The 14840-nt window shown below is 32.7% G+C and carries 14 protein-coding genes; 13 read left to right on the top strand and 1 reads right to left on the bottom strand.

All coding sequences use genetic code 11. The annotated features are described in order from the left end of the window. Positions 1-307: 307 nt before the first annotated feature. The 12 genes from BO51_RS09100 (at position 308) to BO51_RS09045 (ending at position 12033) form a co-directional block, all read left to right on the top strand. Positions 308-682, top strand: coding sequence for a CAT RNA binding domain-containing protein (locus tag BO51_RS09100; protein ID WP_496486018.1), 375 nt, complete (start codon positions 308-310; stop codon positions 680-682). A gap of 11 nt (positions 683-693) precedes the next feature. Then, positions 694-1362, top strand: a complete 669-nt coding sequence (locus tag BO51_RS09095; protein WP_496486016.1) for a glucose PTS transporter subunit EIIB — start codon at positions 694-696, stop codon at positions 1360-1362. A gap of 27 nt (positions 1363-1389) precedes the next feature. Then, positions 1390-1878 (top strand): PTS sugar transporter subunit IIA, encoded by a 489-nt coding sequence (locus BO51_RS09090; RefSeq protein ID WP_496486014.1) that lies wholly within the window; start codon positions 1390-1392, stop codon positions 1876-1878. Positions 1879-1961: 83 nt separating this feature from the next. Next, complete coding sequence (locus BO51_RS09085) at positions 1962-2414, top strand: DUF2975 domain-containing protein (RefSeq protein ID WP_496486012.1); 453 nt, start codon at positions 1962-1964, stop codon at positions 2412-2414. Between the two features lie 9 nt (positions 2415-2423). After that, positions 2424-2630 (top strand): helix-turn-helix domain-containing protein, encoded by a 207-nt coding sequence (locus BO51_RS09080; RefSeq protein ID WP_496486010.1) that lies wholly within the window; start codon positions 2424-2426, stop codon positions 2628-2630. Between the two features lie 78 nt (positions 2631-2708). After that, positions 2709-4403, top strand: a complete 1695-nt coding sequence (locus BO51_RS09075) for an HD-GYP domain-containing protein (RefSeq protein WP_496486008.1) — start codon at positions 2709-2711, stop codon at positions 4401-4403. An 81-nt stretch (positions 4404-4484) separates the two neighbouring features. Continuing rightward, the gene (locus BO51_RS09070; RefSeq protein ID WP_496486007.1) at positions 4485-5225 is read left to right on the top strand and encodes a DUF3784 domain-containing protein; all 741 of its coding nucleotides are present in this window, start codon (positions 4485-4487) and stop codon (positions 5223-5225) included. Positions 5226-5376: 151 nt separating this feature from the next. Next, positions 5377-7278, top strand: a complete 1902-nt coding sequence (locus BO51_RS09065) for a peptide ABC transporter substrate-binding protein (RefSeq protein ID WP_496486006.1) — start codon at positions 5377-5379, stop codon at positions 7276-7278. Between the two features lie 2 nt (positions 7279-7280). Further along, entirely contained in the window at positions 7281-8222 is a 942-nt protein-coding gene (locus BO51_RS09060; protein ID WP_496486004.1) for an ABC transporter permease, read from the top strand. Positions 8223-8225: 3 nt separating this feature from the next. Beyond that, on the top strand, positions 8226-9167 hold the full coding sequence (locus BO51_RS09055) for an ABC transporter permease (protein WP_496486002.1): 942 nt from the start codon (positions 8226-8228) through the stop codon (positions 9165-9167). A gap of 8 nt (positions 9168-9175) precedes the next feature. Beyond that, entirely contained in the window at positions 9176-11176 is a 2001-nt protein-coding gene (locus BO51_RS09050; protein WP_496486000.1) for a dipeptide ABC transporter ATP-binding protein, read from the top strand. Continuing rightward, complete coding sequence (locus tag BO51_RS09045; protein WP_496485998.1) at positions 11176-12033, top strand: cyanophycinase; 858 nt, start codon at positions 11176-11178, stop codon at positions 12031-12033. The genes BO51_RS09050 and BO51_RS09045 overlap by 1 nt, the downstream gene beginning before the upstream one ends. Before the next feature lie 3 nt (positions 12034-12036). On the opposite strand, the gene BO51_RS09040 is transcribed toward BO51_RS09045, so the two are convergent. Further along, positions 12037-12402 carry a hypothetical protein gene (locus tag BO51_RS09040; protein ID WP_496485996.1) on the bottom strand — a complete coding sequence of 122 codons (366 nt, stop codon included), beginning with the start codon at positions 12400-12402 and terminating at the stop codon, positions 12037-12039. Between the two features lie 79 nt (positions 12403-12481). Between BO51_RS09040 and BO51_RS09035 the strand changes: the two genes are divergently transcribed. Next, on the top strand, positions 12482-14512 hold the full coding sequence (locus tag BO51_RS09035; protein ID WP_496485994.1) for a sigma-54 interaction domain-containing protein: 2031 nt from the start codon (positions 12482-12484) through the stop codon (positions 14510-14512). Positions 14513-14840: the final 328 nt, after the last annotated feature.

Here is a 14840-nt window from a genome sequence, read left to right as displayed (position 1 = left end):
ATCTTAGCTACTAACTTCAACCTCGCACTATTAGCATTCATCTTTGAAAATTACCTTGCTGTTGGTCTAGTCAAGGAGATGCAGCATCTGAGTTGGAAGGTTATGATAGCTAAGTCAAGAAGCATGCTTTAGAGGCAATAACCATTAGGTTTTGCAAGGAGAGATAGAATTATCCTTCGCTAACTATTCTTGGTTTTATTATAGCATTAGGATATCTCAATTAAAAATTGTATTTTAAATATAAAAACATGCTTAGAACACTTAGTAAAAAGTGATTCTAAACATATTATACGAGGAGAGATGGATTGTGGGGGAAAAGAAATATAAAATTAATAAAATATTAAATAACAATGTTATCCTTGCAATCGATGTCGAGAAAATGCAAGAAATTGTACTCGTCGGTAAAGGCATAGGCTTTGCTAAAAAAGCAAATGAATTGATAACTCTGAGTGACAAAGAGATTGAAAAGTCATTCCTCAATTTTGATGAAAGCACTAAGAAGGAATACCTAAATTTAATCAATGATATAGATGACAGATTAATCCTGATTTGCGAAAAAATAATCAATATATCAGAGATGGAATTTGGCAAATTAAATAATCACATTCATATAGCTCTAACTGACCATATCAGCTTTGCCATGGAACGAGTAAGCTCTGGCATAGAAGAAAAAAGGAAATAAAATCACTTGTGATGGCAGCGGGCTTTGCATCTTTCTTGACTGGAGTTACAGAACCTTTAGAGTTCTCATTTATGTTTGTTGCACCAGCGCTATATGTAGTGCATGCAATTTTGACAGGCATTTCATTAGCCATTAGTGCGTTTTTCCATTGGACTGCAGGATTTGGGTTTAGCGCAGGGCTAATTGACTTTGTATTGAGCTCAAGACTTACTCTGGCAAATCAGCCATATATGCTATTAGCCCAAGGACTTATTTTTGGGTTGCTATATTACCTCATTTTTAGATTTTTAATAGTGAGATTTAATATTCAAACTCCAGGAAGAGAAGAAAAGTCATCAACTGATGATGCCGAAATGGCAGAGAAATTTACAGACAATTACAGTGATTATCATGACAAACTTGATTCCAAAGAGAAATCTTCAAGTGATAATGAAAAATTTGCAAAAATGGCTAGAATAATATATACTGCTTTGGGCGAAGATGAAAATGTAGTAAATATAGAAAATTGCACTACACGATTGAGGATAGAAGTAAAGGACATGAATAAAGTAGATATCGAAAAGATAAAGAAAGCAGATGTCGCTGGAGTAAAAGTAACAGGTCCTTATACTTTGCAGATAGTTATTGGACTTCAAGTTCAATTTGTGTGGGAGGAATTAGGAAAATTAAAAAACAAATAAGATTTTATCAAAAAGGAAGGTCAGAAGATGTTTAATATTTTTAACAAGCAAAACTCTTTAGCTATATACGCTCCAATGAGTGGCAAGATAATTGACTTAACAAAGTTGGCGGATCCAGTGTTTTCAGAGAAGATGGTCGGAGACGGAGTTGCTATAGAACCTAACGAAAACATTGTATTATCACCAGCGAAAGGCAAAATTATTCAAGTATTTCCAACAAAACATGCGATAGGCATTGAAACAGATGAAGGATTGGAAATTTTGATTCACTTAGGTATAGATACAGTAGAGCTAAAAGGAGAAGGGTTTAAAGCATTTGTAAAAGCAGGAGATAGAGTAAACGTAGGCGATAAGCTTTTGGAGATGAACATAGAAATCATTCAAACCAAGGGAAAATCAACACATACACCTGTTTTGATAACTAATATGGACAAAGTTAAAGAATTAAAGATTATGAATAAAGATAATGTAAAAGCTGGAAAAGACATAATCATGGAAATAAAACTAAAGGACTAGGAAACTAGTCCTTTAGTTTTACGATAAAATTATATTGAAATACGATATAGACTGATGTACAATTAATAAGAAAGAGGTGTGATATGAAAGATAAATATGTGCTTTTCTTAAAAATTACTTTATTTTTAATAGCGTTGCCTGTCGTCGCTCTTTGCATATTTTGGGTACCTTTGATGATTGGATATTTGCCAAATATAGTTATAGCAATATTGTATTTAACGGCAATTATGTATCTATATGCTCTTTATAATGCCTTTAAAATATTAGATAAAATAGACAAAAAAGATGTTTTTGGCAATATCACATTAAGCGCACTGACGAAAATAAAATACTGTGCCATTGGAATTTCTATTTTGTATGCAATTGCTCTGCCTTTTTTATATCCGATAGCTGAAATGGATGATGCTCCAGGACTTTTAGCCTTTCCACTTATTATAATGTTTGCAAGTATAGTAATATCAGTATTTGCTGCAGTATTAGAGAAGTTACTAGCAGAAGCAATAAAGCTTAAGAATGAAAATGATTTAACAATTTGAGGTGTGAATATGGCAATTATAGTAAATTTAGATGTAATGCTAGCAAAGAGAAAAATGAGCGTAACCGAGCTATCTGAAAAGGTTGGAATTACTATGGCAAATATTTCAATTTTAAAAAATGGAAAAGCAAAAGCAATTAGATTTCAAACATTAGATGCAATTTGCAAAGTTTTGGATTGTCAACCGGGTGATATACTAGAGTATAGAAAAGATTAAAACTATTAAATTCTAGAAATTTCCACCGATATAATAGATAACTGTAAGTGTATCTAATAAATCATGGGAGTTGAGTATATGCTTAAAAGTATTGATTTACAGGCTTTAAATAAAGATAATCGAAAAGAATTAATTCGTGCATGTAATGATTTAAAAGATATATTAGAATTTAAAGATTGGGAAATAATAGTTTTTAATGATGAAAATGATTTTGGCTTTAGGATTACTCAAAATATTGGCGATAAAAGTGACATGTTTCATCTAAATAAGAATAACATATATTATTTTGACAACAATATCGAAGATGACCATATTAAGAAATTATTTAAAGAAAGAAAAGTATTATTTATCGGAAAAGATGAAAACGTATCCGAGGCTGAGATATACATCCCATTGTTTATGAATAAGGATAACAACAAAAAGTTAATAGGAACTCTTCATTTTACTGGTGGAGATGGCGATCTGGACATATTTGTTAATAAGCTGCAAGAAGATAAACTTTCTTTGTTGGTTGAAAGAATATCTGATAAATACGCAATACACTATGTAAGTTCATTAGAAGAAGAATATTTTAAAAATTTCATCCACCTTATCTTTGAGATAATAAATGAAAAAGACCCTTTGATGAAATCTCATCCTTATAACGTTGCGTACTTATCAAACCTATTGGGACAGACTCTAGGTTTTCCACAAGAAAGGCTTGAAAAGCTGTATATGGCAGCGTTGTTACATGATGTCGGGAAATTATTTATAGACAGTAGAATTTTAAATAAAAAGGAACCCTTAACTGATGAAGAAAGGAAAGAAATAGAAAAACATTGTGAATACGGATACAGCATTCTAAAGGATATGCTTCATATAAATAATCCTATATCAGGAATTGAGAATGTGGTATTACAACATCATGAGAGATTTGATGGATTGGGATACCCTAATGGAGTTAAGGGAAATAATATTTTGCTTGAAAGCAGAATAATATTTTTAGCTGATGCTGTAGATGCTATGCTATCTAAAAGAGCATATAGAGATGAAAGTTCTATTGATAATGTAATAAACCAAGTGAGATTAAACGCTGGAAAACAATTTGATCCTAAATTATCGAGACTTATGATAAACATATTAGTAAACAACAAGAGAATGGAGAATACAATTTTAGAAGAGCCATTACTTTTGGGAACATTAGTTGTTCCTCAGCTTAATGGGATTAAAAACCTACAGGGGATTTTAATCAAGAAAAACATTGGATATGAATTCAAGGTAAATATTAATGATTTAAAGGAGAATGGTGGCAATATCGAAAAAGCTTCAGAGGCTGTTTTCTATACTCAAAGCAAGGGAATGGTATATGAGTATGATGCCAAGATCATTAACTGGAATGGAAATAATATATATATATCTGATATCTCACCAAAACCATCAGCTAATTTCTTTAGCATGTCTTGGGAAATTGAGGGTAATCTTATTATAGGTAAAAGCATTGGTTCTACTGTGACAATTAATAAGATTGGTGGCGACTCATTGAGCTTTTATTTAGAGGAAGAAGACAATGAAAATATAGATTTTGATTTTGTAAATGCTATTATAATAAAATTTGACGAAGAGAATACTTTAGTACAGGGAGAAATAATCAGAACGATTAAAATTGAAAACAAGATATATGCAGATTTTAAATTTATAGGAATTCAAGAAGCAACAAGAGATGTGATTTTTCGTCAAATATTTAGAAAACAAGCTGAACTCAAAAAGAGAGCAAAAGATTTATTTGAAGAATAGGCTAGCCTATTCTTTTTTAAATTGAAAATAATTGCTAATAGGCCTATAATGATAGTAAGTAAACCTGAAGAGGTGATGTATATGTGGATATTAACAGTTATTGGTTTAATATTTATTTTTTTAGGCTTTGCCGTACATAAACTAAAATGGTACTTTTTGATTTCGGGATACAATATGATGCCAAAAGACAAGAAAAAGAATGTAGACACTCAAGGATTAGGGAAATTAATGGGCATTTATATGTATTTTATTGGTAGTTTATTTATATTAATGAGTATTATTTCATATTTTAACACGAAGATCATATCACAACTTAATGCCATTTTTATTTCAGTTTTTATAATATCAACTATCTTGCTCTTAATAAAAGCACAAAGATACGATCATAATAAACGAGAAAATATTTTTAAATCCAAGGATAAAAATGCTTTGATAAGTTTGATCATAACCATACCAATACTTATATTTGTCGGAGTTATGATGTTTAGATCTTTACAGCCTGTTGACATAGAGATAAATGAAACAGGAGTCGAGATTAAAGGCATGTATGGAGATTTGTATAAATGGGAAGAAATACAAGAACTGGAGTTGAGAGATAACTTGCCTACAATAGAGATGAGAACAAATGGCTCAAGCATTGCTGGAAAGAACAAAGGTTATTTCAAGACAAAGGAATATGGTAAAGTCAAATTGTATTTAGATTCTAAAAAACCTCCATTTATTTACATGAGAGTAAATGATCAATATATAATCATCAATTTAGGGGAAGAAAAAAGAACTGTTGAAACCTTTAAAACGATGCAGAGTTTGTACAATAATTAAGAATTCATGCTATTTGGTGAATATTTTATTGGAAATCAACCAATAAACCACCAAATAGCTTTTTTATATTTTTAAGCTTAGTTAACATCACACATTAAAGTTGGCACAATTTTTGCAATATTAAACAGCAAATTGATTAGGAGGGGACTTTATGAAAAAATCTGTTTCATGGCTGCTCATACTTACTATGCTTTTGCTTACTGTAACAGGATGTTCAAAAAGTAATTCGGGAGATTATGAGGATGTATTCTATGGCACTTTTTCAGGTGAGTATAAGACAATAAATCCTTATGATTTATCTTCTGTGACAGGCTATACAATAATTGCTAATACTATCGATGGGCTTGTGGAAAACGATAAATACGGCACGGTTGTACCATCATTAGCCGAAAGCTGGACCAACAATGAAGACTATACAGTGTGGACATTTAAGTTAAGACCTGATGTATATTGGGTGGATAGCAATGGCCAAAAGACAGAGTACAAAGTTACAGCAGATGACTTTGTTGAAGGAATTAGGTATATAGCTGATCCGATGAATGCTGCAAAGAATTTCAAAATTATATCTAATGTAATAGCAGGTATTTCAGATTATTATTACAATTTAGCTGATATTGATGAAGGCGTTGACATCGGGATGACTAGAGAACAAGTAGAAAATTCATTTGAAGAAACAGTTGGAGTAAAAGCATTGGATGAATATACTGTGGAATATACTCTGAATACATCCACTCCGTACTTTCTATCATATTTAGTCATGGAACTTTTTTATCCAGTAGAGAAAGAATTCCTTGATAAAGTAGGCGAAGACTTTGCTACATCAAAAGACACTCTGCTTTATAATGGCGGCTACTACATATCTACTTGGGAAAGAGATAAATTAATTGTATTGACTAAAAATGATAATTATTGGGATAAGGACAATATAACCGTTAAAGAAATAAACCTACAAAAAGTTGGGGATGAGATAACTGGACTGGAAATGTTTCAAAGGGGAGAGCTCACAAGTTGCTCTGTATCTGCAGAACAGTTGAAAGCTTTAAAGGGCACTGAATGGGAAAAGTATGTAAACTTAAAAGAAAAGAACACAGTTACTTTCTGGTTTACCATGAATTACCAGTCTAAAAACCCAGAATATAAGACATTTGTCAATAATCTTAATTTTAGAAAAGCATTGCTGCACGGCATAGATAGAGTTAAAATATCTTCACTTTATGAATCTAATCAACCTGAGTTTTTCATAAGAAATACAATAACACCAGAAGATACTGTATTTGACCCTAATGGACTAGACTATACAGATTATCCAAACTTGAAGCCTTTCAAAGAGAACAATCCTTATGATCCGGAATTAGCAAAAGAATATATGGAAAAAGCTATTGCGGAACTATGCAGTGAGGATGGGAATATAAATGGAGTAAATGCAGGGTCTGTTGATATGGACAGAATTGCAAAATTTGATGTAGATGGCAAATTGCCTGTTGACATAGTTCTAGCTACCACAACAGATCCAGTAGAGACCAAGAAAGCATTGTTAATTGCAGAAATGTTAAAACAAAATTTAGGAGAAGAAAATGTGAATGTAATAGTTGGATATGCTGCAACTAGTTTCCAAGACGAAGTCTTCAGCCCAATGAATTTTGATTTAGTGGATGACTCATACAGCTTTAAATTTGCTGATCCTTCGGCTAATCTAGAGAGATTGACAACTGATGGAAGCTTAAATGAGGGTGGGTACACTGTCGAAGAATTTGACAAGCTGGTTGAAGAAGCATCTTCAAAGAGTGATTTAATAGAGAGATATACTTTGTTTTCAGAAGCTGAAAAATACATGTTGGACAATGTTATAATCATACCTTATATGACTGGTGGAGGTTCTTACTACATGAGTAAAGAAGTACCTTTCCAAACTCCAAAGGGACAATTTGGATTGACTAAATACAAAGTGAAAGGTTCAAAAATCCAGTCTGAGCCAGTGACAAAAGAACAATATGAACAACTAAAAGCGCAGCACGAAGAAGAGATTAAGAAATTATTCCAAGAAGGGAATTAGGTATGAAAAAATACATCTTCAAAAGATCGGTTCAATCATTAATTACAATATGGATAGTCATATTTGTTGTATTCATGCTTCTGAGATTAATGCCTACTTCTGGTTATTTTACGAGAGACGATTATTTGACTATGACTGAAGAAATGAGGCATGCATATTTAAAGAGCATAGGAGTATTGGACCCACCACTGACGCAGTTTAAAAATTTCATAGTAAATATATTTCACGGAGATTTAGGCAGAAGCATAACTGTTTACCCTAAATTGAGCATAACAACAATCCTAAAGGAAAAGATAGGATATTCTGCTGCGTTTGGATTTGCAAGTATAGTCATTAGCATGGGCCTTGGTATACCAATGGGTATACTGATGGCCCGCTATAAAGGGAAGCTAATTGACAATCTAGGGACATTCTATTCAGTAATTGTAAGAGCTGTGCCAAGCCTTATATACTTGTTCTTGTTCCAAGTCTGGGTGTCTAAAATATTAGGATTGCCGATGCTTTTTTACAAGAACAGACCAGAATCGTGGATACTACCTGCAATTTCTATGTCATTGTCAAGCATTGCGTGGTATGCAATATGGTTAAGAAGATTTATGGTGGACGAAGCTAATAGAGACTATATAAAGTTTGCCCAAGCTAAAGGCTTGTCAGAAAGTTATGTAATGAAAAACCATGTCCTTAGAAATGCGTTTGTTCCAATCGCTATTGGAATACCTTCTGATTTGCTATTGATTATTTCTGGGTCTCTAATCATAGAAAATTTATACTCAATACCTGGAATGGGAGGACTGTTGATAGACTCAATAAAGCAGATGGACAATAACTTAGTCCAAGTACTTGTTTTGATTTATTCAGTTCTTTCAGTCTTGGGTGTATTTTTAGGTGATTTATTGATTGTGTTTATAGACCCTAGAATAAGGCTAACAGAGAGTGAGGATTAAGAGATGGATAAGATGTACTATAACGGAGTGGAACTAACTGATGACTTATTCAATGAAATACCATTGGATGAGTATTTATCGGAAGAAAGTGGTTATTCTAATTACTCATATTGGAGATCTACATTTAGGACTTTTTTCAAGAGCAAACTTAGTATATTCTTAGTAGCAGTAATTGTTGTACTAAGTGTATTTAGTTTTCTGTATCCTGTTTTTTCTAATGTCGATCCTCAGCAGGTAACTTTAGATATGGACAAATGGAATATGAATGCAAACAGCGAAAATTGGTTTGGAACAGATGGCCTAGGAAGAGATATATGGGCAAGAACATGGTATGGGACTAGAAACTCTTTACTATTAGCACTAGTAATTGCGCTGATAGAAGTAGGAGTTGGTAGCATTGTCGGAGCTATATGGGGGTATGTAAGAAAGATCGACCCATTTATGATTGAACTTTACAACATTATAACGAATATACCTTCGACGGTTTATCTAATATTATTGTCTTATATACTCGAACCAAGTTTTACGACTATAGTAATCGCATTAGCATCGAGTGGATGGATTGTAGAGGCTAAATTTATGAGAAATAAAGTGCTTTCTCTTAGAGAGAGTGAATATAATATTGCTTCACAGTGCTTGGGGACACCATTAAAAAGGATTGTAACTAAAAATATTATCCCACATTTAGTAAGTTTAATAATTATGGAGGCTGCATTGACAGTGCCTTATTCTATAGGTTCAGAAGTTTTCTTGGGATTTGTTGGGCTCGGATTATCTCTTGATACAGTTACTTTAGGCAATATGGTAAATCAAGGAAGAGCTAATTTTATGCTCTACCCTTATCAAATGCTCTATCCAACATTAGTCTTATGCATCATAACAATTTCATTTTATATTGTTGGGAATAAATTTGCTGATGCATCTGATCCTAAGAATCATGTGTAGGAGGAAGTATGGATAATAAAATATTAGAAGCCAAAAATATAGTTATTAAGTTTAATCTTCGAGGGAAAATTTTAACCGCTGTGAGAAATTCCTCGCTAGATTTATATAAAGGAGAAACACTAGCAATAGTTGGTGAAAGCGGATCTGGAAAGAGTGTGTTTACAAAATCTTTTGTTGGGATGTTAGACAAAAATGGCTGGATAGATGAAGGAGAACTAATATATGATGGAAAAGATTTAGCTAAGTTCAAAACAGAAAAAGAGTGGCTGTCCATCAGAGGCAAGAAAATTGCAATGGTCTTTCAAGATCCAATGACCTCGCTAAACCCATTAAAGACTATTGGAGAGCAGATAAGAGAAGTAATAACTTGGCATAGAAACACTCCCAAAGATGAAGCAAAAAAAGAAGCTATTGAAATATTAAAAATGGTTGGCATTGATGACGCAGAAAAAAGATATAAGCAATACCCTCATGAATTTTCTGGTGGTATGAGGCAAAGGGTTGTCATAGCAACAGCAATAGCATGCAGACCAGAGATACTTATTTGCGATGAGCCAACCACAGCATTAGATGTCACTATACAAGCACAGATCTTAAAGCTCATAAAAGATCTACAAAAAGAACTTAACATGACGGTTATATATATAACGCATGACTTGGGCGTAGTAGCAAATGTTGCGGATAGAGTAGCTGTTATGTATGCAGGTCAAATAGTTGAATATGGACTTAGCAACGAAATATTCAAAGATCCAAAACACCCATATACAAAAGCGCTTTTACTATCATTGCCTCAACTAGGATTAAAAGGAGAAGACCTATTTTACATAAAAGGCACTCCCCCAAACTTGTATAGAGAAATAAAAGGAGATGCGTTTGCGCTTAGAAATCCACATGCTCTTAAGATAGACACTATGTATGAACCGCCATTTTTTAAAGTATCTGAAACCCATTATGCAAAGACATGGTTATTGCACGAAAAAGCCAATGACAATCTAGTTATTGAAAAATTAGAACATAATGGGAAACAGAAAAAAGAAGACAACAAAAAGAATGAGAAAAAAGAAGTTTTAGTTTCATTGAGAAATGTTTCGGTAAAATTTAAACTTGATGGCAAACAATTTAAAGCAGTTGAAGATGTTAGTTTTGACATATACAAAGGTGAAACTTTTTCATTAGTTGGAGAAAGCGGATCTGGAAAAACAACTATTGGCAGAGCCATCATGAAAATTCATCCTATTTCGGAAGGAGAAATATATTGTAAAGATAAATTAATCAGCAAAAAATTGAAAAAAGATGAGATGAAGGCATTTAGACAAAGCGTGCAAATGATTTTTCAAGACCCAATGGCTTCGCTTAATGAAAGAGCAAAAGTAGACTACATTGTCTCTGAAGGGCTGTATAACTTTAAACTGTATAAAGATGAAGAAGATAGAAAAAGAAAAGTCGAAAAAGCTATGGAAGAAGTAGGGCTATTAAAAGACTTTTTAACTAGATTTCCACATGAATTTTCAGGTGGGCAGAGGCAGAGAATAGGCATAGCAAGAGCATTGGTCATGGAACCAGAATTTATAATAGCAGATGAGCCTATTTCAGCTCTAGATGTATCAATAAGGGCTCAGATAATTAATTTACTCAACAAATTAAAAGAGGAAAAAGACTTGACGTATTTGTTTATTGCTCATGATCTGAGTGTGGTAAAGTTTATATCTGATAGAATTGCAGTTATACACAAAGGGCATATTGTAGAATTGGCTGATAGTGATGAATTGTTTGAAAACCCACTTCATCCATACACAAAATCACTTTTGTCTGCTGTCCCAATACCAGATCCAGACCTAGAAAAAAACAAAAAAATATTGATTTACGATCCTAAGATACACGATTATTCTGTCGACAAACCTAAATGGGTTGAAATTAAAAAGGGTCATTTCATTTGGGCAAATGATAAAGAGATAGAAGACTATCAAAAAGAATTGGATAGAAATCATTATGATAAGGAGACAAATTAATGAAAGGTAAACTAGTCATTGCAGGAGGAAACTTAGAAGAAAGCGAATATAAAATCCATAAATACTTTGTAGAAAATTCTTATGTATCAGGTAAAAAAATAGCTATAGTTCCAACTGCATCCGGAAATGAACCAATTGAAACTATAGAGCATGTGAAATCTATTTGGATAGAATTGGGAGTAGACGAGGCTGATATAATAACAGTTCCTATTTATGGCGACGAAGGCGGCCTTTGGCGAGATCCACCTCTTGGGGATGATGACGAGATTGTAGATGCTTTTATTGACATAAACGGATTCTGGTTTACAGGTGGTGACCAATACTATACTCATAAAGCTTTTATTAGAAAAAATGGAGATGATACAAAAGCTCTTTTGAAAATGAAAGAGATTTACGAGTCAGGAGGCGTAATTGGTGGCACTAGCGCTGGAGCTGCAATCATGAGCGAAATAATGATAGGTTCAGGCGACAATGCTGATGTATTAAAAGGCAGAATAAAATATGGCTATGATGATTACGATGAAGAAAATGACGACTATATGAGAATTGTAAAAGGTTTAGGATTTTTTGAATTGGGAGTAGTAGACCAACATTTTGATAAGAGGGCTAGAATTCTAAGGCTTGCTAGAGCAGTTTTGGAACCGTCGAATAAGACTTTTCTTGGTTTTGGAGTATCAGAAGACACTGCCCTTATATATGACAAAAATAATGGAACACTTGAGGTATTGGGATCTGGAGCAGTTTTTATGCTTGATTTAAGTCAAGCAAATAACTGTAAAACGGATGGGCAATTCTCTTTTGAAAAGATGAATGTTAGCATAGCAAGAGATGGGGAGCGACTAAAGTTATCGCTATAATTATTAGATAAAACTTGAAATAATTATTAGAATAACCCCCACAGTGATATTACTAAATATAGATTCACCTGTATTTTTCTCTGAATTGGAATCGACTACATCGTCTTCGTACATATTTAAAACACCCTTGTTTTTAGGCTTTTTAAATATTGATTTTATAAAGGACGAATTTGGGAACAATTTAGATATATTTAGACCATCTTTAGACAAGTAATTAATCCAGCCTATAAGTAGGAAAATGCTTCCCAAAAAAGCAATCAAAATATTAAACCTGCTTATTTGAGAGAATAATACATTATCTAAGACATATACTAAAGCTATTGATATAACTAATTTGAGTATCAGCTGTTTAAGAAACTTAAATCGCATAATTTCATCTCCAATGATATAATTATAAATTATAGCATAAGCTAAAGCATTAAACAATTATGAATGAACGGGTGATATTATGCAAAAGAGTATTGTCTTAATTGCAGGATCTACGAACACAAAGAATCATCTTTATAGCCAGCTTATAGAGTTTATTCCTGAATATATAAGCATAAAAAGCTATGCGAGTGAAGAAAATATCCCAGATGAAATAACTGCGGATTTGATAATATATTCAAGTGAAAATCTGGTGAATGAACTAAAAGAAAGAGGAATAAATTTAAATTGCAACGATTATATAATAAGTGAAAGAAGCATAAATTTTGATTATATTGAACTGGTTGCGAATATTCCTCCAAAAACTGAAGTTTTACTGGTTAACGATGAAAAAGAAACTGCGCAAAGTTCAATTGACGATCTTATGGAATTAGGGCTAAACCATATAAAATACTATCCATATTATCCAGGCATTGAAAGATATAAAAAATTAAAAATTGCCATAACACCAGGAGAATCTGACAAAGTGCCTGACTGCGTAGAAAAAGTAATAGATTTAGGCCCTAGGATTATGGACATCAATACGCTTTACAATATTATGGATAAACTAAATTTCGACAATAAAGACACGAGATTTTTCACAAAGAGATATATGCAAAAGATCATAAATGTATCAAAGAATATTTCTTTAGTAAATAACAACATCAACACCTTAAACACCTATTTAAATAACATTGTAAATAGTCTTGTAAATGGAATACTGGTGATTGATGAAAATGGGTACATCAAATACGCCAATGAACAGATGACGAAATTACTTTCTCCTGACAAAAGAAATATCGAAAATAGAAATTTAAAAAACTTAGTAGATAAAGAAGTTTTAAAGTACTTTATGAGTGCCGATTTTTATGAAAATAAAGACATAGAAATAGCAGGGCTGATGATAAAGACTTCTAAGTTTAAGATACCAAACAGCGACAATATTGTCATTACAACTACTAAAGAAAAGAAAGAAAATATTAAAAGCAAATTCAGCCAAGATTTGCTTTTAAAAGGGCATTTTGCGAAATACGATTTTGACGACATAATTGGGAAAAGCCCTCAAATAAATGAAGTTAAATTGACCGCATTGAAACTTTCAAAATCAGAATTAACAGTGCTGATAGAAGGAGAAAGCGGCACAGGGAAAGAACTGTTTGCATCAGCAATCCACAATACATCAAATAGAAAAGATGGGCCATTTTTAGCGGTGAATTTTAGCGCGCTTCCGGATGAACTGATAGAATCCGAGCTATTTGGCTACGAAGAAGGCGCTTTCACTGGGGCAAAAAAAGGTGGTAAAATTGGCCTATTTGAATTAGCAGATGGAGGAACAATTTTTTTAGATGAGATAGGAGACATTTCACTAAAAGTACAGACAAAGTTATTGAGAGTATTGCAAGAGAAAGAAATAATGCCAGTTGGAGGAACGACGATAAAGTCAGTTGATGTTAGAGTAATTGCAGCTACAAACAAAAATTTGAGAAAAATGGTAAAAGAAAAACAATTTAGATCTGATCTTTATTACAGATTAAAAATTGGCTATATAAATTTGCCGCCTCTTAGAGAAAGAGTATCAGATATAAAAGATTTAGTTGAATATTTTATGTCAAAAGAGACATCAAAAAAAATCAAAATTTCTGAAGAAGTAATTGATGAATTTGAAAATTATAAATGGTTAGGAAATGTAAGAGAACTCGAATCAACAATTAAGTATATGCTAGCTGTAAGGACTAGCGATACATTGACACTTGAGGATTTGCCAGATAAGAAATTTTTCGAGGAAGAGATAGAAGAAATTGATTATGAATCAGAAAATGAATTTAAAATACTCAATGGAGAACTGTTAAGCATATTAAATATTATTAAAAGATTAGAAGACAACAATCTAAATGCGAGCAGAGAGAAAATAACAAAAGCTTTAAACGAAATTGGGTTAAGTGTAACAGAAAATAAAATACGAACAAAACTTAATTACTTAGAAGAATACGGGTACATCACTAAAAATAGAGGCAAGAAAGGCACTGTATTAACTAGAAAAGGATTGGCGTATTTAAACAGTATGATTAGATAGTGTAAAGTAGCCTATGAAAAAACAGGATAAAAAAAATAGGCTCATAAGAACCTAGAAAATCGCAAAATTATACTTTTATGGTAGTTGTCGCCACCCTTGACTGCATTACAAAACAATGCTGTTAAGTTAACACCGACGGCGAAAAAACTCAAGAACAGAAAAGTTTCACCGTCTCGTTCGCAGCATTGTAGCATTGTTTTTACACGCCATCAAGGGCAAGCCCTAGCGGGTGGCTAGTTTACCTCAGGCTCTAAAATCTAAGAACAGATAAAAATTAAGATGCAGGATTTTCTTGCATATTAAGAATAACCTGCTGTCCTAAAAAGAT

Source organism: Soehngenia saccharolytica DSM 12858 (assembly GCF_059568515.1).
This window is presented reverse-complemented; position numbering and strand designations above follow the sequence as displayed.